At 64.4% G+C, this 19,875-nt stretch carries 16 protein-coding genes and 1 tRNA gene; 8 read left to right on the plus strand and 9 right to left on the minus strand.

Annotation, left to right across the window (positions count from 1 at the left end; all coding sequences use genetic code 11):
- Positions 1 to 11: 11 nt before the first annotated feature.
- The 3 genes from C2L66_RS04985 to C2L66_RS04995 all read right to left on the minus strand — a co-directional run bounded on the left by C2L66_RS04985 (position 12) and on the right by C2L66_RS04995 (position 2,289).
- The gene (locus tag C2L66_RS04985) at positions 12 to 341 is read right to left on the minus strand and encodes a hypothetical protein (protein ID WP_054934222.1); all 330 of its coding nucleotides are present in this window, start codon (positions 339 to 341) and stop codon (positions 12 to 14) included.
- A gap of 150 nt (positions 342 to 491) precedes the next feature.
- Entirely contained in the window at positions 492 to 1,229 is a 738-nt protein-coding gene (locus C2L66_RS04990; RefSeq protein WP_176053919.1) for a peptidoglycan DD-metalloendopeptidase family protein, read from the minus strand.
- Between the two features lie 142 nt (positions 1,230 to 1,371).
- A complete protein-coding gene (locus tag C2L66_RS04995) occupies positions 1,372 to 2,289 on the minus strand; it encodes an aldose epimerase family protein (protein ID WP_060601633.1) in 918 nt (305 codons plus the stop codon).
- Between the two features lie 566 nt (positions 2,290 to 2,855).
- Here C2L66_RS04995 and C2L66_RS05000 point away from each other — a divergent pair.
- Together C2L66_RS05000 and C2L66_RS05005 are read left to right on the plus strand one after the other, a co-directional pair.
- Positions 2,856 to 3,686 (plus strand): undecaprenyl-diphosphate phosphatase, encoded by an 831-nt coding sequence (locus C2L66_RS05000; RefSeq protein WP_060601631.1) that lies wholly within the window; start codon positions 2,856 to 2,858, stop codon positions 3,684 to 3,686.
- Between the two features lie 146 nt (positions 3,687 to 3,832).
- Positions 3,833 to 3,907, plus strand: a tRNA-Arg gene (locus C2L66_RS05005).
- Positions 3,908 to 4,113: 206 nt separating this feature from the next.
- Here C2L66_RS05005 and C2L66_RS05010 read toward each other — a convergent pair.
- On the minus strand, positions 4,114 to 5,691 hold the full coding sequence (locus C2L66_RS05010) for an acid phosphatase (protein ID WP_060602742.1): 1,578 nt from the start codon (positions 5,689 to 5,691) through the stop codon (positions 4,114 to 4,116).
- Between the two features lie 188 nt (positions 5,692 to 5,879).
- On the opposite strand from C2L66_RS05010, the gene C2L66_RS05015 reads away from it, so the two are divergent.
- A complete protein-coding gene (locus C2L66_RS05015) occupies positions 5,880 to 7,295 on the plus strand; it encodes a cytochrome-c peroxidase (protein WP_060601628.1) in 1,416 nt (471 codons plus the stop codon).
- Here C2L66_RS05015 and C2L66_RS05020 read toward each other — a convergent pair.
- Positions 7,274 to 7,504, minus strand: coding sequence for a hypothetical protein (locus C2L66_RS05020; RefSeq protein WP_060601625.1), 231 nt, complete (start codon positions 7,502 to 7,504; stop codon positions 7,274 to 7,276). The genes C2L66_RS05015 and C2L66_RS05020 overlap by 22 nt on opposite strands.
- A 270-nt stretch (positions 7,505 to 7,774) precedes the next feature.
- On the opposite strand from C2L66_RS05020, the gene C2L66_RS05025 reads away from it, so the two are divergent.
- Both C2L66_RS05025 and C2L66_RS05030 read left to right on the plus strand, forming a co-directional pair.
- The gene (locus C2L66_RS05025) at positions 7,775 to 8,164 is read left to right on the plus strand and encodes a hypothetical protein (RefSeq protein WP_054934231.1); all 390 of its coding nucleotides are present in this window, start codon (positions 7,775 to 7,777) and stop codon (positions 8,162 to 8,164) included.
- Positions 8,161 to 8,619, plus strand: coding sequence for an NUDIX hydrolase (locus C2L66_RS05030; protein WP_060601622.1), 459 nt, complete (start codon positions 8,161 to 8,163; stop codon positions 8,617 to 8,619). The genes C2L66_RS05025 and C2L66_RS05030 overlap by 4 nt, the downstream gene beginning before the upstream one ends.
- Positions 8,620 to 8,629: 10 nt before the next feature.
- Here C2L66_RS05030 and C2L66_RS05035 read toward each other — a convergent pair whose 3' ends face one another.
- Both C2L66_RS05035 and C2L66_RS05040 read right to left on the minus strand, forming a co-directional pair.
- Positions 8,630 to 9,544 carry a transporter substrate-binding domain-containing protein gene (locus C2L66_RS05035; RefSeq protein ID WP_082670353.1) on the minus strand — a complete coding sequence of 305 codons (915 nt, stop codon included), beginning with the start codon at positions 9,542 to 9,544 and terminating at the stop codon, positions 8,630 to 8,632.
- Positions 9,545 to 9,676: 132 nt separating this feature from the next.
- A complete protein-coding gene (locus C2L66_RS05040) occupies positions 9,677 to 11,398 on the minus strand; it encodes a glutamine--tRNA ligase/YqeY domain fusion protein (RefSeq protein WP_054934232.1) in 1,722 nt (573 codons plus the stop codon).
- Positions 11,399 to 12,048: 650 nt separating this feature from the next.
- Between C2L66_RS05040 and ggt the strand changes: the two genes are divergently transcribed.
- Both ggt and C2L66_RS05050 read left to right on the plus strand, forming a co-directional pair.
- Positions 12,049 to 13,767 carry a gamma-glutamyltransferase gene (gene ggt, locus C2L66_RS05045; protein ID WP_409372575.1) on the plus strand — a complete coding sequence of 573 codons (1,719 nt, stop codon included), beginning with the start codon at positions 12,049 to 12,051 and terminating at the stop codon, positions 13,765 to 13,767.
- A 53-nt stretch (positions 13,768 to 13,820) separates the two neighbouring features.
- On the plus strand, positions 13,821 to 14,381 hold the full coding sequence (locus tag C2L66_RS05050; RefSeq protein ID WP_060601617.1) for an RBBP9/YdeN family alpha/beta hydrolase: 561 nt from the start codon (positions 13,821 to 13,823) through the stop codon (positions 14,379 to 14,381).
- 212 nt (positions 14,382 to 14,593) lie between these two features.
- Here the strand turns inward: C2L66_RS05050 and C2L66_RS05055 are convergent, their stop codons facing one another.
- On the minus strand, positions 14,594 to 15,814 hold the full coding sequence (locus C2L66_RS05055) for a CaiB/BaiF CoA transferase family protein (RefSeq protein WP_060601613.1): 1,221 nt from the start codon (positions 15,812 to 15,814) through the stop codon (positions 14,594 to 14,596).
- A gap of 324 nt (positions 15,815 to 16,138) precedes the next feature.
- Here C2L66_RS05055 and alaS point away from each other — a divergent pair, with 324 nt between their 5' ends.
- Positions 16,139 to 18,763, plus strand: a complete 2,625-nt coding sequence (gene alaS / locus C2L66_RS05060; protein WP_060601612.1) for an alanine--tRNA ligase — start codon at positions 16,139 to 16,141, stop codon at positions 18,761 to 18,763.
- Between the two features lie 134 nt (positions 18,764 to 18,897).
- Here alaS and C2L66_RS05065 read toward each other — a convergent pair whose 3' ends face one another.
- The gene (locus tag C2L66_RS05065) at positions 18,898 to 19,803 is read right to left on the minus strand and encodes a LysR family transcriptional regulator (protein WP_060601609.1); all 906 of its coding nucleotides are present in this window, start codon (positions 19,801 to 19,803) and stop codon (positions 18,898 to 18,900) included.
- Between the last annotated feature and the right edge of the window lie 72 nt (positions 19,804 to 19,875).

Genomic DNA, 19,875 nt, shown 5'->3' on the forward strand with positions numbered 1-19,875 from the left:
GCGACTGCTGGCTACTGCTTGCAGCGAATCACCATCGAACGGTTCTTCACGTTGGCGCCGAGCACGCCGCCAAGCGTGCCGCCTGCCGTGCCGCCCGTGTCGACATCCTTCGAGACCACGTCGTAGCCGTAGGCGCCACATGCCTCGCCCGCGCGCTTGTAGCATTCGCCCCAGTTCTGGCTCGCATCGCTGCCGCTGCAGTTGATCGCGAAGCCCGTCTCGCCGTTGGGCAGATAGGTGAGCGTCGTCGAACCGGAACTGGCGCAGCCTGCAAGGCTCGCCAGCGAGGCGATCGCGAGGCTCGCCGCCGTCGCACGGACTGCCGCAAAGGCGTTTTTCATCGGAGTGTCCTCTGTGTTCGTTGCGCGGATAAACGCGGTGTCGACAGACGTGGCACGGAGCGTGCCCGCCTGTCTCTGTCATGGAACCGTGCACGGTCCATCGGGTTCCCGCGGGTCGCGTCGCGTCGTGACGCGAGGCGCGACAGCGCGTCAGCGCGGCGGCAGCGAGCGCGCCGGATCGATCGAACGGCCGGCGTAACGCAACTCGAAGTGCAGCATCACGCGGTCGTTGTCGGAGTCGCCCATCTCGGCGATCTTCTGACCTTGCTGCACCGTCTCGCCTTCCTTCACGAGCAGCGACCGATTGTGCGCGTACGCGGTCAGGTAATCGGCGTTGTGCTTGATGATCAGCAGATTGCCGTAGCCGCGCAGGCCGTTGCTCGCATAGACAACCGTGCCGCCCGCCGCCGCGAACACGGGCGTGCCCGCAGCGTTGGCGATATCGATGCCCTTCGAATTGTTGCCGTCGAAGCCGCGCACCACGTTGCCCGTCGCGGGCCAGATCAGCGAGATCGCCGGCGCGGGCGTTGCAGGCGTATCCGCGGCCGCGCTGCGCGACGCAGCCGAAGCGCTCGCCGAAGCGCTTGCCGATCCGCCCGCCGAAGCGCTGCCCGACGCGCTTCCGCGCGACGAACCCGTGCTGGCCGTCGCCGTGCCGGGCGGCGGCGCGACGCGCAGCACCTGACCGACCTCGAGCGAATCGGGGTTCGACAGATTGTTCCAGCGCGACAGACTTTGCACCGACGTGCGATTGCTGCGCGCGATCTTGTACAGCGTGTCGCCCCGTTCGACGCGATAGTATCCCGGCCCCACGGGTGCCGAGCCGCATGCGGCCAGTGCCGCGACCATGGCCGCGCAGACAAGCCGTCTGATTTTTGTTGTCAACATTGGACCTCGCAAGACGCCGCCGCGCGCCGATCCCGATCACGTGGCAGTTGCAAAACGCCAGATTCTAACGGTTTTGCAATGCAGCACCCGTTTTTCGGGCGATGCGACGCGCGGCGATCGTGTCGCACGCGATGCGCGGCGCTCAGGGCAACGTGCCGATGGTGATGCGCAGCGACGCCGTTTCGGTGTCGCCCGCTTCGAGCCAGCGCAGGCCTAGGCCGTTATGGATCGCGTCGGGCAGGCCCAGCCAGGGCTCGACGCAGAAGAAGTCCGATTCGGGCTTTTCCGTCCACGTCGTAACGGCGTACCACGGTACCGAGTTGGGACGCTGCAGATCGATGGTGATGCTGCGGTTCAGGCCGAGCGCGACCATCCGTACGAGGTGATCCGGCGCGCCGTCGAGGCAATGGAAGCGGTCCAGGATGCCCGGATCGTCCAGACGATAGTCCGGCTCGCCCGCTTCGCCTGCGCTGATCGCGCCGTCCGGCAACTGGTGGCGGCGCACCGTGCGCGGCAGTTCGAGCACCGTCTCGCCGCGTTGCGCGTGCGGCAGCGTGAAGTAGAAATGATGGCCCGCGTAGTAGGGCAGCGGTGCGCTGCCCGCCGCGCCCGTGTTGGTCGTGATGAAGTCGACGTCGAGCGTGTTCGCGTCGACCAGCGTGTATTTCGCCTCGAAGCGGAAGCTGAATGGATAGCCGGCGCGCGTCGCGTCGCTGTCGGTCAGCGTCATGCTGATCGAGCGCGCGGCTTCGTCGACCGTGGCCTCGAACGGCAGGTCGCGGGCGAAACCGTGCATGGGCAGATCGCGCACGGTACCTTGCGCATCCTTCCACCGGCCGATCTGGCCGTCGACGAAATGGCGGCCGAGAAACGGAAACAGCAGCGGATTGCCGCCGCGCACGCGCGCGGGTTGGCTCCAGTCCGCCTGCTCGGGCCAGAAGATCACCGACTGCCCGTCGATGTCCCATGACAGCAGGCGGCCGCCCGCCTGCGGCGCGACGCGCAGCAAGGCGCCGTCGCGTGCGATCTCGATGATGTCCTGTTGCTGGAATTGAGGCATGGCAATGACGATAGAAAGCGGTTAGGAAGGGATGGGCGTGCACGACTTTGGCGCGAAAAGCGCAGCGACGCCGATTTTGCGCCGCTTTGTGCTACGGGGAAACCCTTCTGGGGAAATTGCGGGTGTTGGCGCACAGTCGGCGCAATCAATAATGTGTACGAAGACCGGCTCCGGCCGGGTCCGATCACTCGGTTTTCAGGAGGGGCGATGGATCTCGCAATGGCAATGAGCGTGGCACTGTTCGGCATGTTCACGGGCAGTACGATTTATTTCTTTTATAAATTTACACGCTGACACGGGGCGCCGAGAATCCACGCTGAATCGTCGGCACGTACCGACGGTCCACGCAGCCTCCGCACGCAGGCCCGCCTTCCAGGCGGGCCTTTTTGCTTTCATCCCCGTAATCACCCTTTCGATCTTGTTGCGACGCGGCAAGATTCTGTTAAAAGCGAATTTTTGTCCTTGGCGCACCCGGGTCGCCCAGGCATAATCGACCCGCCTTCAGATGCCGGGCTCCATATTCCGGCAAGCTGTCCATCCTCCCCACTTTTCAAAAGGACCGACGCGTGAGCCTGTCGTTTTTGATCTTTTTGAGCGTGCTGCAGGGCGTCACGGAACTGTTTCCAGTGAGCAGTCTTGGTCACACGCTGCTCGTTCCCGCTCTCTTCGGCATGCATATCGACAAGCATGCGCCGCAACTGCTGCCGTTCCTCGTCGCGCTGCATCTGGGCACAGCGTTCGCGCTGCTGTGGTACTTCCGTACCCGCTGGATTGCCCTCATAGGGGGCTTTTTCGCGTCGCTGTCGGGCCGCCGCAATGACGATGGACACATGATGTGGGCGCTCATCATCGGGACGATTCCGGCCGGTCTGGTGGGTCTCGTGCTCGAGAAGCGCCTGGAACGCGTATTCCACGATCTGCGCATCGTCGCGGTCGCGCTGATTGTCAACGGCATCCTGCTGTGGCTCGGCGACCGGCTGCAGCGGGCGCGCGCGCATCGCGCGCCGGAGAAGCTGACGTTCAGGCAGGCGTTTCTGGTCGGCCTCGCGCAGGTCGGCGCGCTGATTCCCGGCTTCTCGCGCAGCGGCCTGACGATGATCGCGGGCAACGGCGCGGGCCTGACAGCTGAAAAGGCCGCCGAGTTCTCGTTCCTGCTCGGCACGCCGACCATCTTCGCGGCGGGCATCCTCGAACTGCCGAAGCTCTTCCACGCGCCGGGCCAACTCGCCGACGCGCTGCTGGGCGGCGTGCTGACGGCGATCGCCGCGTACCTGAGCGTGCGTTTCCTGATGCGCTATTTCGAAGGACGCGGCCGTCTTGCGTCGTTCGGCGTGTACTGCGTGATCGCGGGCGTGGTGTTTCTGGGCTGGTTCATGACGCATCCGCAGCCGGCCTGATCGCGCGGTTCGATCGGTTATAATCGCGGGCCCGGCGTTGCTGCCGGGCCTTTCTGTTTTGAGCGCCACGGCATGCGTGGCGTGTTTAACCGGACGCCTGAGGCCAGTTTCGGTCAGGTCCAGCCAGGTTAAAATTCCGGTTTCGCCTCCCCATAGTTCAACGGATAGAACACGGGTCTTCTAAACCTGAAATCGAGGTTCGATTCCTCGTGGGGGGGCCATCCAGTCAGGCTGCCTGTCCGCCAGCAACGGCGCCTGTGCACGGCCCTCGTCCTTTTCCCCCGATACCGCCCGCACACCCATAAAAAAGGGCAGCCGAAGCTGCCCTGAAGCGTTGCGCATCGAACGTGGATGAATGCGCGACTGTTGCTTGACCGTGCTGAGTCGATGACGGGCGACAGGCCCGCCTGCTTGCGTAGCTGCGTGATTACCTGTTGATATCGAGCGCGTTCGTCAGGTCGCCCATCGGCTGGCCGCCGTTCGCGACGAGTGCGCTGTCGCGCGCCGTCAGGCCCGGCAGGTTCGGCAGATTGAAGCGGTGCGTGATGAAGCGCAGGATCGACGTCGTGTCGTACTGCGTATGATCGACGAAGCCTTTCTTCGCGTACGGCGACACGATGATCGCGGGAATCCGCGTGCCCGGGCCCCAGCGGTCGCCCTTCGGCGGCGCCACGTGATCCCAGAAGCCGCCGTTCTCGTCGTACGTGATGACGACCACCATGTTGTTCCACTGCGGGCTCTTTTGCAGATGCGAGATCACATCCGCAATGTGCTGGTCGCCCTGCGCCACATCCGTATAACCCGGGTGCTCGTTCAGGTTGCCTTGCGGCTTGTAGAACGCGACTTGCGGGAGCGTGCCGGCGTCGATCGCCTTGATGAACTCCGAGCCGTTCAGGCCGCCGTCGAGCAGGTGCTTTGCGCGGTTGTCGGTGCCCGGCGCCAGGTCGGCGAAGTAGTTGAACGGCTGGTGATGCGGCTGGAAGTTCGGCGAGCTGAGGTTGGCGCCGTAGATCACGTTCGCCGTGTTGTTCTGCACCGCCGAGATCGCGTTGCTCCAGGCGCCGCTGTACCACGCCCACGTCACGCCCGCGTTGTTGAGCAGGTCGCCGATGTGCTGGTTCGTCTGCGCCGGCAGCGTCGTTGCGGCCGTCGGATCGGCGAGATTCGCGTCGCCGCCCGCAGCAGGCTTGTTGCCGCTCGGCTGATAGGGCGGCTGCATCGTGTTGACGGCGTAGAAATCAGGCGTGAGGTTGCCCGAGTTGACGAAGGTCGGCACGTCGGTCAGCGCCGACGCCGCCGACGTCGACTTGAGAGTCAGCGACACACCGTCCGGCTGGACCGCGGAGATCGACGTCTTCGCGACGCTCGTATCGGCGTTCGCATAGAACGGCGTACACGCGCAGACCAGCCACTGGTGGTTCAGGAACGATCCGCCGAACGCGCCCATGAAGAAGTTGTCGGCCAGCGTGAATTGCTGCGCGAGCTTGTAGAGCGGCAGCTTGTCGGCGTTCGCCGTGTAGTGGCCCATCACGAGACCGCCCGAATCGGCCCACGCGGCGAACATGTCGTTCTTGCCGCCGTGGATCTGCATCTGGTTCTCGTAGAAGCGGTGATACAGGTCGCGCGTCGTCGCGCTGAGCGGCGTGTTGAAGCCGGCCGGATCGTCGATGGCGAACGGCGAGTTCGGCAGGTTGACCGTCATTGCCTGGGTGATGACGGGCGTCACGCCCGCTGCCGTAAGGCCCTTCCAGACGGGCGGCAGCGTCGCGAGCACGGAGCCGTCGCGGTCGAGCTGGCGCGCGCTCGCCGCCGTCACGTTTTGCAGGCCGTTGGCGCCCGGGAAGTTGCCGTAAAGATTGTCGAAGCTGCGGTTTTCCGCGTAGATGACCACGACGTTCTTCACGGAAGACAACGTCGGCTTCGAAGTCGAATTGCCACCGCATGCATACAGCCCGATTGCTGCGGCGATCGCGATAGGCGTCGCGCAGATCAGTTTCTTGTTCATCATTTATCTCTCTCGCGTTGGGGACCGGCGGCGAGAGTGTCGCAAGGCTTTTTGACAGAACGATTAATTTCTTACATCGAGGTTCCTGTTTGCTTGTGGTTTTTAAGATGCAGTCGGGTATATGTCATTTAGGCGACATGTCGGTGAAATAACCTCGCGCAGTCGATCAACACGAGCATAAGAAAGATATGTGGCGCGATGTGGCGGGGCTTCGGACAAGACAGGCGTGGCGCGCGGGATGCCTCGGCGCGCTAGGAGTTTCGGTTGCGATGATGCTGACGGCCTGCGATGCCGGCAGCGCGCAGGCCGACGGCGCTCACGCGGCAGCGGCCGTGCAAGCGGTACAACGGGTGCAACCGTCACCGGGCGGCGCGCGGATGCAAAGGGTGTCCGCCGATGCCGCGGCAGCGATGCCCGCGGGCGGTCAGACGCGTGCCCAGGTGTACGAGTCCGTGAAGAAGATGACGGCTGTCGGCAAGCAGCTCTTCTTCGATCCGTCGCTATCGGGCTCGGGCAAGCTCGCTTGCGCGTCGTGCCACAGTCCGCAGCACGGCTTCGGGCCGCCGAACGCGCTCTCCGTCCAGCTGGGCGGCCAGGACATGCGGCAGCAGGGCATGCGCGCCGCGCCCGACATCAAATATCTTCAGAAGGTGCCGTCCTTCACCGAGCACTATCACGACTCGGACGACGAGGGCGACGAGAGCGTCGACGCGGGTCCGACGGGCGGCCTGATGTGGGACGGCAGGGTGAACAGCGCGCGCGATCAGGCGCGCATGCCGCTGACATCGTCGTTCGAAATGGGCAGCACGCCGCAGAAAGTGGCGGCGGCCGTGAAGGCCGCGCCGTACGCGAACCAGTTCCGCGACGCGTTCGGCGAGCACGTGTTCGATAGCGACGACGCGACATTCAAGGCCGTGCTGCAGGCGCTCGAAGTGTTCGAGGAGACGCCGGAACTGTTCTACCCGTACACGAGCAAGTACGACGCGTTCCTCGCGGGCAAGGCGCAACTGACGAAGGCCGAACTGCACGGCCTGCAGCTCTTCAACGACGAGACCAAGGGCAACTGCGCGAGCTGCCACATCAGCCAGCGCGCGCTCGACGGCTCGGCGCCCGCGTTCTCTGACTTCGGTCTGATCGCGCTCGGCGTGCCGCGCAATCGCGCGCTGGCCGTGAACCATGATCCGCATTTTTATGATCTGGGCGCGTGCGGCCCGGAAAGGACGGATCTGAAGGGCAGGGACGAGTATTGCGGAATCTTCCGTACGCCTTCGCTGCGCAACGTCGCGCTGCGCAAGACGTTCTTTCACAACGGGATTTATCACTCGCTCGAAGAGGTCGTCCGTTTCTATGCGGAACGCGATACGAATCCGGAGAAGTTTTACCCGGTCGTAAAGGGGAAAGTGCAGAAGTTCGACGATTTGCCGAGGAAGTATTGGGCGAATCTGAATAGCGATCCGCCGTTCGATCGCAAGCCGGGCGACAAGCCTGCGCTGGATGAATCAGAGATCAAGGATGTGGTTGCGTTCCTTAAGACGCTGACGGACGGATATCAGCCGGAAGCGCCCCGGCCACCTGCCGGCGCTCACATCGTCAGCAGCAGATAACAGCCGGCGATCAACACCAGGAACGACGCGAGCAGGCACACGAGGCCCACTCGCGTCAGTGCGCACGGCCACCGGTTGCGGCGCAGGCCGTGGATACGCACGATGGTCGGCATCGGCGCGGGATCGACACGCATGACGATCGTGCCAAGAACTACGCAGATCAGCATCAGGATGGCGGCGAAAAACTGGAGAGCGAACGAGAGGTCCATGAGCAAGAGTCGCAACGCGCGACGCGTTTGAAGTGCGGGTGAATTTGACTCGACTCATGTTATGGACCGACTGCTTTAGCGCCTATGGGACGTGTCCTAAAATTCCTCTGAGTGGGCTTATGACGGGCCTGTGGCGCGACAGAGCTATCTCAAAAGTGGGTGTCTCGCAAGCTGTGGACCCAGGCGGCGTGCTATGCTTTTGAGGTCCAGATCGCGGGCCGCTCCATGGCCGCGCCACGCTTGCCCGAACCGACTTCTGCGGAGAACTTCATGTCGATGCGAACCCGAGCCGCGTTTCAACTCTCTGTGGGCGGGCTGCTGCTCGCCGGCGCAGTCGGCGCGCATGCCGCCAATCTGAACTTCCTGAACGACACGCCGATCGCGTACATGAAGCAGGCCGACAACGACTCGCTCAGAAAGGCCGCGTTCGAAGCGCTCGACAAGAAGCAGGACGGCGAATCCTCGACCTGGAACAACGAAGGTTTGCGCAATAGCACGCGGATCGAGGCACAACTGACGCCCGATGCGACGTCGAAGTCGGGCGACCGCACGTGCCGACAGATGCACGTCGTGTTGAGCGCCAAAGGCCAGTCGATGAATCTGAACCCGCAGTTCTGCCGCGAGGGCGCGGGCAACTGGGTGATGCAGAAGAAGCATTGAGCGCGCGCACGATCTCTTGCGGTGTCGTGCTGCTCGACCCGGATGGGCGGGTGCTGCTCGCGCATGCCACCGAGACGACCCACTGGGACATCCCCAAAGGGCAGGGCGAGGAAGGCGAAGCGCCGCACGTGACGGCGCTGCGCGAGATGGAAGAGGAAACGGGTATCGCCGTCGACGCGTCGCGGCTGACAGATCTCGGCCTGTTCGTGTATCGGCGGGACAAGGATCTGCATCTGTTCGCCGCGCGCGCCCGTGCCGACGAACTCGATCTCACGCGCTGCACGTGCACGTCGATGTTTCCGCGCCGCTCCGACGGCACGATGATTCCCGAGATGGACGCATTCCGCTGGGCCGCGCCCGACGAAGTCGAGCATTACGCGAGCCGCAGCCTCACGCGGCTCTTTCAGACGACGCTATCGCTCGCCGAATTGCACCGTACGCTGGATACGGCGTAACGCACGCTTTTCAATCGAGCGCCTTGTCGTTCGGATGCGCGAACATGGTCCGCATTTCCGCCGACAGCGGATAGTTCAGGTTGATCCCATGCGGGGGAATCGGCTGTGTAAACCAGACGTTGTAGAGGCGCTCCGCCTCGCCCGAGGTCTGCATCTTCGCGATGACACGGTTGACCAGCTCGCGAAACGGCGCGTCCCCCTTGCGGAACATGCACGCATAGGTCTCGTAGCCGAGCGGCGTACCCGTCACGACGAAGTCGTCGGGGCGCGGGTCGGTGGCGCGAAAACCGTACAGAATCGGTTCGTCCATCACGAACGCGACCGCGCGGTCCGCCTTCACGGCTGCAAAGGCGTCGGAATGGTCCTTTGCGCTCGCAATGCGCATATTCAACTGCTTCTCGCTGTTCAACTGCCGCACGAGCCGTTCGTCCGACGTGCCCGCCGTCGTGACCACGGGCTTGCCGGCGAGGTCGGCGAAGTCGTTGATGCCGGCGTTCTTGCGCGCGATCATCCGCACAGCGTACTGGAAGAAACTGTTCGAAAACGCGGCGACATTCTCGCGCTCGCGCGTATGCGTGGTCGAGCCGCATTCCAGATCGATCTGGTTGTTGACCAGCATCAGAAAACGGTTCGCCGATGTGATCGTGACTTCACGCACCTTGAGGTTCGGCATCGCGAGCGTCTTCCTGATCTCGTCGACGATGGCGAGCGCGATGGATTGCGAATAGCCGACCGTGCGCTCGCCGTTGGAATAGGAGAAGGGGATCGACGCTTCGCGCACGCCGAGCGTGATCACGCCGTCGTCGTGTACCTTCTTGAGCGTGCCCGTCAGTTCCTCGGCGTGCGCGGGCGCCGTCAGCGACGTAAGCGACGCCAGCGCCGCGGCCGCGATCGCCCCCAGCTTATATTTGATTGCAACCTTCATCGTTCCCCCTGAGCCGGTAGCAATCACTCCGGCTGCATCGTCGCGCTGTCGCCTGGCGATGTCCGTGTCGCGACACAGCGGCATGCGCGCCGAATGCGCCGCATGCCGCGGTGACTCAACCAGACAATCAGCTTACGCCGGCTTTCCCCAACTGTCGCGCAGACTGACGATCCGGTTGAATACGGGTTTGCCCGGCGTCGTGTCATACCGGTCGGCGACGAAGTAGCCGTGACGCTCGAACTGATACCGCGCTTCCGGCTCGACGTCGCCCAATCCCGGCTCGACGTAGGCGTGCATGATGCGCTTCGAATGCGGATTGAGCGCCTCGAGGAAATCGCGGCCGCCCGCGTCGGGCTGTGCTTCCTTGAAGAGGCGGTCGTAGACGCGCACCTCGGCAGGCACGGCCTGGGTCGCGCTGATCCAGTGAATGGTGCCCTTCACCTTGTAGTTGTTCGCGCCTTCCGTGCCGGAGCGGCTGTCCGGGTAGTAATTGCAGTGCACGGCGGTCACATTGCCGTTTTCGTCCTTGTCGGCACCCGTGCATTCCACGACATAGCCGTACTTCAGACGCACCTTGTTGCCCGGGAACAGGCGGAAATAGCCCTTCGGCGCGTTTTCCACGAAGTCTTCGCGCTCGATCCACAGTTCACGCGAAAACGGGAAAGTGCGCACGCCGCGATCGGGATGATGCGGATGGACGGGCGCGCTGCACGCTTCCGTTTGATCTTCGGGATAGTTGTCGATGATGAGCTTCAGCGGATCGAGCACACAGGTCGCGCGCGGCGCCTTGTCGTCGAGATCGTCGCGCAGTGCGCCTTCGAACACGCTCATGTCGATCCAGGAATCGACCTTGGTGATGCCGATGCGCTCGCAGAACAGTTTGATGCTGTCGGGCGTAAAGCCGCGGCGGCGCACGCCGACGATGGTCGGCATGCGCGGGTCGTCCCAGCCGTCCACATGGCCTTCGTTGACCAGTTGCAGCAGCTTGCGCTTGCTGGTGATCGCGTACGTCAGGTTCAGGCGCGAGAATTCGATCTGTTGCGGCAGCGGACGCGTGAAGATGCCGGCCTCGGCGAGTTCGTCGAGGATCCAGTCGTACAGCGGCCGGTGGTCTTCGAACTCGAGCGTGCACAGCGAATGCGTGATGTTTTCGAGCGCGTCCGAAATGCAGTGCGTGTAGTCGTACATCGGATACACGCACCACTTGTCGCCCGTCCGGTAATGGTGGGCGAAGCGGATGCGGTAGATCACCGGATCGCGCATGTTGAAGTTCGGCGACGACATGTCGATCTTCGCGCGCAGCACGTGCTCGCCTTCCTTGAACTCGCCTGCCTTCATGCGGCGGAACAGGTCGAGGTTCTCCTCGACGCTGCGCTCGCGGAACGGCGACGGCGTGCCGACTTCCGTCGCCGAGCCGCGGTTCGCGCGCATTTCCTCCGCCGTTTGACTATCGACATACGCCTTGCCGCGCGTGATCAGCAGCTCGGCGAACTCATAGAGCTTGTCGTAGTAGTCGCTCGCGAAATAGAGGTGCTCCTTGCCGTCGACGTTCCAGTCGAAGCCGAGCCACTTCACCGCGTCGACGATCGAGTCGACGTATTCGAAGCTTTCCTTTTCGGGATTCGTGTCGTCGAAGCGCAGATGACAGACGCCGCCGTAGCTCTGCGCGATGCCGAAGTTCAGGCAGATGCTCTTCGCGTGACCGATGTGCAGATAGCCGTTCGGTTCGGGCGGGAAGCGCGTTTCCACTCGCTGGCCCCACTTTCCCGAGCGGTTGTCGTCGTCGATGATGTTGCGGATGAAATTGGAAACGGGCGCTTCGTTGCGCTCGGCGTCTTTGCGATCGTTGTTCATGCGAGAAGGAGAAAGTCGGTCCTGGACACTATATGCGTCCGTTAGTCTGTCAATTCTACCTGACGACACATTCGGCGACAGTCTTTACGCCTGGCGGGTGCGGCGCGCGGCCGGCAACGGCGCAGACTGATGCATTTCCGGGGTGCAATCGGCGCTGTAACAGGAGGTAAATTGCGTTGGCGCCGTTTGGTGCGCACGCTTAGCATGCGTCGCGCGCCATGCCCCACGCCGGCCTGCGCCGTCGCGCTTACGGCCAGCCTGTGCCTCGCCCCACGCCGGCCCGCGCCGTCGCGCTTACGGCGAGCCTGCGCCTCGCCCCACGCCACGAGCGGCGCTTTTGCTGCTGGCTGCGCCCGTCGCGCTGTTTTTCGGCAGGCGCTGCGTTTCCGTTATTCTGTGGTGGGCTCGGGCAGCCGATGCCCGTCCCGCCGCTTCACGCGACCTGTCCTTGCCGCGAGCCGGCCGCCCCATGCCGCTGAGCACGCGCGGGCAGGTCCATCTATCCCGGAGTTCCTCGGATGTCCCTTGCGATGTTGCGCGCGCCTCGCGCGCTTTCCGGCGCCGCCTTGCGTGCCGTTTTGCACACCGATAAGCATGCCGAATCCCATGCGGGCGCCCACGCCGATTCCTGTCCTCGCGCCAGCCGCGTCATGCCGCGTGGGACGTTTGCCCGCTTCGCCACGACGCTCGCCCTGACGGGCGCGCTGCTCGCGAGCCTGGTTGCGTCGCCCGCCGTCGACGCGAAGACGGCCCAGCCGAAGCCCGTGCTCGACGCGGCGGCCGTGGCGACGCCCGACCGCTACGCCGCCGACGCCGCGCAGCAGATGCTCGCGGCAGGCGGCAATGCCGTCGATGCAGCCGTCGCGATCGCCTTCACGCTCGCCGTCACGTACCCGGATGCGGGCAACATCGGCGGCGGCGGGTTCATGACCTTGTACATGGACGGCAAGCCGTACTTTCTCGACTACCGCGAGAAAGCGCCGCAGAGCGCGACGCGCGACATGTATCTCGACGACAAGGGCAACGTGATCAAGGGCATGAGCCTCGTCGGACATCGCGCGGTGGCCGTGCCGGGAACGGTCGACGGCATGTGGGAAGCGCAGAAGCGCTTTGGCAAGCTCAAATGGAAGCAGGTGCTCGCGCCCGCCATCAAGTACGCGACGGACGGCTTCCCCGTCGAGCCGTGGTTGCAGAAGCGTCGCGAACTCGCGTCGCAGGGGTTCGCCGGCAAGACCAATTTCGACGCCTATTTTTCGAACCTGAAGACGGGCGTCGTGTTCCGCCAGCCCGAGCTCGCGCAGACGCTGACGCGGATCGCATCCGACGGCGGCCGTGAATTCTACGAAGGTCAGACGGCCGACCTGATCGCCCGGCAGATGTACGGGCACGGTCTCCTGACGAAGGCGGACCTGCTGCAGTACAAGGCCGTGTGGCGACAGCCGGTGACGGCCAGCTGGAACGGCTATCAGATCGTCACCGCGCCGCCGCCCAGCTCGGGCGGCATTGGACTGATCCAACTGCTGAAGATGAAGGCGGACCTGAAGCCGCAGTTCGACGGCGTGGCGCTCAATTCCGAGCCGTACATTCATCTGGTCGCGCAGATCGAGGACCGCGTATTCGCTGACCGCCAGCAGTACATGGGCGATCCTGATTCGTACCGCGTGCCCGTCGACAAACTGATCGACGACGCTTACCTCGCGAAGCGCGTCGAGGACATCACGCCCGACGAAGTGCCGGGCGCTGCGCCCGTCAAGCCGGGTCTCGGCGACGCGATGCCGGAAAAGGCTCAGACGACGCACTTCTCGGTGGTCGACAAGTGGGGCAACGCGGTATCGAACACGTACACGCTGAACGGGCCGTTCGGCTCGGGCGTGGTCGTGGACGGCGCCGGCTTCGTGCTGAACGACGAGATGGACGACTTCGAGTTGAAAGCGGGCGTGGCCAACCAGTTCGGCGTGACGAGCGGCGACGTCAACACGATCGCGCCGGGGCGCCGGCCATTGTCGTCGATGGCGCCGACCATTCTGACCAGGGACGGCAAGGTATCGCTCGTGATCGGCACGCCGGGCGGCTCGCGCATCTTCACGTCGATCTTCCAGGTCATGACGAACCTGTACGACTTCAACATGCCGCCCGCCGATGCGCTCGCTGCGATGCGCTTTCATCATCAGTTGCTGCCGCAGAAGACGATCTACTTCGAGCCGTATCATCCCATCGACGGCGAGCTGGCCGAGCAGTTGAAGACGCGCGGCTACACGCTGCAGGGCCAGACGTTCAACGGCGACGTGCAGATGATCCGTATCGACGGCACGTCGCCGCAGCCGGCTGCCGATCCGCGCGGCGTCGGCGTGGGACGTGTGATTCAATAGCGCTGGCGGCGCGATGCCGCACTTCGACAACTCACGACGAACGGGGAACGGGCATGGCGTTGGAGCAGCAGAGCGTGATCGTGTTGCCGGGTTATATGAACTCAGGCGTTGGGCATTGGCAGACCCGCTGGGAAGCGCGTTTTCCGCACTTTTCGCGCGTGCCGATGCGGGATTGGGATCATCCCGTTTGCGGTGAGTGGTGCGATACGCTCGACGCTGCCGTCGCCGCTGCGAAAGCGCCTGTTCTGCTCGTCGCGCACAGCCTGGGCTGCCTGACGGTTGCGTTCTGGGCGGCGCGCCATGCTTCACACGATGCGCTCGCGAAGGTCGCGGGCGCGCTGCTCGTCGCAGTGCCCGATCCGGCCGGCCCCGGATTTCCCGCCGACGCGGCCGGCTTCGACGCCGTGCCGATCGACCCGCTGCCTTTCCCGTCGATCGTCGTCGCGAGCACCGACGATCCGTACGGCGGCGTGCCGTTTTCGCAGGCCTGCGCGACGGCATGGGGCAGCCGATGGGAGAACATCGGCCCGCGCGGCCATATCAACGCCGACAGCGGCCTCGGTGATTGGGAAGAAGGGCAGCGCTGGCTGGCTTCGATGGCTTCGATGGCGTGAATCTCGGGCGGTCCGGGCGGTGCGGGCGGCGCGGCGCGAGCGCGGCGCAATTCAGGCGCCGGGGAGGCGATGTGCCGGAGGATCGGCGCGCCGCAGGACGCCGACCCGCTCCGGTTGCCGCACGCGGGAGCCGTCGCGCACCGGCGCGCGCGCTAACCGGGCGCCTTTAATCGAAGCTCGCCACCCTCAGCACGCCGCTTTCCGGCCTCACGTCAGATCACAGACCGGCCCCGCAGCGCGTCGATACGCGCATCGTCGTATCCGAGCACGTCGCGCAGGACCGCTTCCGTATGCTCGCCGAGCGTCGGCGGATGCGCCTGCGCCACGGGCGGCGTCGCGCTCATGCGGATGGGATTGCGCACCAGCTTCACCGTGCCGCCCGATGGATGCGGCAATTGAACCTCCATTCCACGCGCGACCACCTGCTCGTTCTCGAACACCTCTTCCAGATCGTTGATCGGCCCGCAGGGCACGCCCGCCGCTTCGAGCGCGTCGATCCACTCGTGCTTGCTGCGCGTACGGACCATCTCCGCGAGGATCGGGACGAGCGTCTCGCGATTTCGCACGCGCTCGGGATTGGTGGCAAAGCGCTCGTCGTCGGCGAGGTCCGCGCGCTTGCCCGCTTCGACGAACTTGCGGAACTGCCCGTCGTTGCCCACCGCGACGATGATCCAGCTGTCGCTCGTCTGGAACGTCTGATAAGGAACGATGTTCGGATGGGCGTTCCCCCAGCGTGCGGGCGGCTTGCCGCTGGCGAGGAAGTTCGAGTTCATGTTGGCGAGCATCGCGACCTGTACGTCGAGCAGCGCCATGTCGATGTACTGGCCTTCGCCCGTGCGGTCGCGGTGCGCGAGCGCCGTCAGCACGGCGACGCTCGAATACATGCCCGTCATCAGGTCCGCGATCGCCACGCCCGCCTTCTGCGGGCCGCCGCCCGGCTGGCCGTCGCGCTCGCCCGTGATGCTCATGAAGCCGCCGATGCCCTGCACGATGAAGTCATAACCCGCGCGCTGCGCATACGGTCCCGTCTGCCCGAAGCCCGTCACCGAGCAATAGACGATGTCGGCCTTCACGGCCTTCAGCGACTCGTAGTCGAGCCCGTACTTCTTCAACTGGCCGACCTTGTAGTTCTCCAGCACGACATCGCTTTGCGCGGCCAGTTCGCGGACGATCTGCTGCCCTTCGGGCGTGGCGATATCGACGGTGACCGAACGCTTGTTGCGGTTCGCCGCGAGGTAATAGGCGGCTTCGCGCGTGTCCGCGCCGTCCGGCGTTTTCAGGTACGGCGGCCCCCAGTGGCGCGTGTCGTCGCCGGCGCCCGGCCGCTCGACCTTGATCACGTCGGCGCCGAAGTCGGCTAGCGTCTGCGCGCACCACGGACCGGCAAGCACGCGGGTAAGGTCCAGCACGCGGATATGGCTCAGTGCACCCATGTTCTGTCTACGTCTCCAATGTGCAATGTGATGAGGCGCCCGGCACACGGGCGCTGCCCGATTGAATCGATCTGGTGCATCTTAAGCGATCGGCCGCGCCCGACCTACTCAGCCTGACGGCATAGGACAAATGACAGGCCGCGTTTCCGGCGTTTTCGAGAGGGGAAACTGGCCGGATGGCCAAAGCCGCGTGCAGCCTGCTCCATGGCGTCGCGCGACAGCGCCGATCCCGTATAATCGACCGTTCAGGAAACAATCTATTGCGACGGCCGGTCAGTCTTCCGCAGCCGTCGGCTCAAGCCAGGACCGTCCCCAAAGCACGCTATGAAAGCCGCCGAAATCCGCGAGAAATTCCTCAAGTTCTTCGAATCGAAGGGCCATACGATCGTCCGTTCGTCGAGCCTCGTGCCGGGCAACGACCCGACGCTGCTCTTCACCAATTCGGGCATGGTGCAGTTCAAAGACGTGTTTCTCGGCGCCGAATCGCGTCCGTACGCGCGGGCCACGACGGCGCAGCGCAGCGTGCGCGCGGGCGGCAAGCACAACGACCTGGAAAACGTCGGCTACACGGCGCGTCACCACACGTTCTTCGAAATGCTCGGCAACTTTTCGTTTGGCGACTATTTCAAGCGCGACGCGATCCACTACGCGTGGGAACTGCTGACGGGCGTCTACCAGCTGCCGAAGGAAAAGCTCTGGGTCACCGTCTACCAGGAAGACGACGAAGCCTTCGACATCTGGGCGAAGGAAGTCGGCGTGCCGACCGAGCGGATCATTCGCATCGGCGACAACAAGGGCGCGCGGTACGCATCGGACAACTTCTGGCAGATGGCCGATGTCGGCCCATGCGGCCCGTGCTCGGAGATCTTCTACGACCACGGTCCCGAAGTGTGGGGTGGCCCGCCGGGATCGCCTGAGGAAGACGGCGACCGCTACATCGAGATCTGGAATCTCGTGTTCATGCAGTTCAGCCGCGACGCGCAGGGCAACATGACCCCGCTGCCCAAGCAGTGCGTGGACACGGGCATGGGCCTCGAGCGTATCGCAGCCGTGCTGCAGCACGTGCACAGCAACTACGAAATCGATCTGTTCCAGGCGCTGATCAAGGCCGCTGGCCGCGAAACGGGTATCGAAGACCTGTCGAACAACTCGCTGAAGGTGATCGCCGATCACATCCGCGCCTGCTCGTTCCTGATCGTCGACGGCGTGATTCCCGGCAACGAGGGCCGCGGCTACGTGCTGCGCCGTATCGTGCGCCGCGCGATCCGTCACGGCTACAAGCTGGGCCGCAAGGGTTCGTTCTTCCACAAGCTGGTCGCGGACCTCGTCGCGCAGATGGGCGACGCATATCCCGAACTGAAAGACGCGGAACAGCGCGTCACGGACGTGCTGCGTCAGGAAGAAGAGCGCTTCTTCGAGACCATCGAGCACGGCATGTCGATCCTCGAAAACGCGCTGGCCGATCTGGAAGCGAAGGGCGGCAAGACGCTCGACGGCGAAGTGGCGTTCAAGCTGCATGACACCTACGGCTTTCCGCTCGACCTCACGGCGGACGTATGCCGCGAGCGTGGAGTGACGGTCGACGAGCCCGCATTCGACGAGGCAATGGCCCGTCAGCGCGAACAGGCGCGCGCGGCCGGCAAGTTCAAGATGGCCCAGGGCCTCGAATACACAGGCGCGAAGACCACGTTCCACGGCTACGAAGAGATCGTTTTCGACGACGCGAAGGTTACGGCGCTGTATGTCGACGGCGCGTCCGTCAAGGAAGTGACGAAGGGCCAGCAGGCTGTCGTCGTGCTGGACCATACGCCGTTCTACGCGGAATCGGGCGGCCAGGTCGGCGACCAGGGCGTGCTGGCTAACGCGAGCGTGCGCTTTGCGGTCGCTGATACGCTGAAGGTGCAGGCGGACGTCGTGGGCCATCACGGCATGCTGGAGCAGGGCACGCTGAAGGTCGGCGACGTCGTGAAGGCGGAAATCGACGCGATCCGCCGTGCGCGCACGGCCCGCAACCACTCGGCTACCCACCTGATGCACAAGGCGCTGCGTGAAGTGCTCGGCGGCCACGTGCAACAGAAGGGCTCGCTCGTCGACGCCGACAAGACCCGCTTCGACTTCGCGCACAACGCGCCGATGACGGATGAGGAAATCCGCCGCGTCGAGGCCATCGTCAATGCCGAAGTGCTGGCGAACGCGCCGGGCATCGTGCAGGTCATGCCGTACGACGAAGCGGTGAAGGGTGGCGCCATGGCGCTGTTCGGCGAGAAGTACGGCGACGAAGTGCGCGTGCTCGATCTGGGCTTCTCGCGCGAACTGTGCGGCGGCACGCACGTGCATCGCACGGGTGACATCGGCTTCTTCAAGATCGTGATGGAAGGCGGCGTCGCGGCGGGCATTCGTCGCGTCGAAGCGATCACGGGCGACAACGCAGTGCGTTATGTGCAGGAACTGGATGCGCGCATCAACGCGGCCGCCGCGGCGCTGAAGGCGCAGCCGTCGGAACTGACGCAGCGCATCTCGATGGTTCAGGACCAGGTGAAGTCGCTGGAAAAGGAACTCGGCGCGCTGAAGTCGAAGCTCGCGTCGAGCCAGGGCGACGAACTGGCCGGCAAGGCCATCGAAGTTGCCGGTGTGCAGGTGCTGGCGGCGACGCTGGAAGGCGCGGACGTCAAGACGCTGCGTGAAACCGTCGACAAGCTCAAGGACAAGCTCAAGAGCGCGGCCATCGTGCTGGCGTCCGTCGAAGGCGGCAAGGTTAGCCTGATCGCGGGCGTCACGGCCGAGGCGAGCAAGAAGGTCAAGGCAGGCGAACTGGTCAACTTCGTCGCGCAGCAGGTCGGCGGCAAGGGCGGCGGCCGTCCGGACATGGCGCAGGCGGGTGGCACCGAGCCGGCCAATCTGCCGGCCGCGCTGGCTGGCGTGAAGGGCTGGGTCGAAGCGCAGCTTTGAGTCTGCGCGCCACGTAGCATTCGCATCAGCAAAAAAGCCGCGAGTCGACGAGACTCGCGGCTTTTTGATTTTGTGCGTTCGGATTAACGAAGGACATTGTGTCGAAGCGCAACAGGCGCTCGCTGCTGAAGCACTCAGGCAGCCACCTCGTTCCCCCGTTCCTCCTGCAGGTTTCCGCTCGCGACCAGCATTCCGCGCAGCGCATTCAACGCCGACGAGAAATGGCCGCGTCGCCAGACCAGCAGCGTCTCGATGCTCCCGAGCTCCGCGAGCGGATGCACGGCGATATCGTCCGATTCCGGCAGCAGCGCCAGCACCGAGCGCGGCGCGAAAGCCACGCCCGCGCCCGCCGCCACGCACGCGACAATGGCGTGATACGACCCGAGTTCCAGCACCCGCGCGGGCCGGATGCCGTGCTCCATGTACCACTTTTCGACATGCACGCGATACGCGCAGCCCAACTCGAACGCGATCAGCGTCGTAAGCGAAATATCGCTGGCACGATGGATGGGCGGGTGACCGCGCGGCGACACCATCACCAGTTCTTCGCGAAACACGGGCACGACCTCGAACAGCTCGCCGATCCAGCCGGGATCGAGCGGCCTCGCGACGATCGCCGCGTCCACCTCGAACTCGCGCACGCGATCGATCAGCTTGCCCGTCGTCCCTGTCTCCAGTTCGAGCGCGACATCGGGCCACGTCTGGTGATACTGCGCGAGCAGTCCCGGCAGGCGGGTCGCGGCGACGCTTTCCATCGTGCCCAGCCGCAGGCGTCCGCTCGGATGGGCGTCCTTGACCGCGTGGCGCGCTTCGTCGGCGAGCGCGAGCAGCCGTTCCGCATAGGGCAGCAGGGTCTCGCCCGCGGGCGTCAGCACGAGCCGGCGTCCGTCGCGAACGAATAGTTCGGTGCCAAGTTGCTCTTCGAGCTGCTTGATACGCGTGGTCACGTTCGATTGCACGCGATTGAGCTTCGCCGCGGCGCGCGTCACGCCGTTTTCGCGCACGACGGCGCGAAAGATCGTCAGGGCGGCAAGGTCCATCAATCTCTCCGTGAGATTAAATCTATCCGTATTATTCATTTTATGAGATTGAAGGGTCAAGCTACGATGGTG

It is taken from the genome of Paraburkholderia caribensis, from assembly GCF_002902945.1.
In the GTDB taxonomy this organism is placed as follows: Bacteria; Pseudomonadota; Gammaproteobacteria; order Burkholderiales; family Burkholderiaceae; genus Paraburkholderia; species Paraburkholderia caribensis.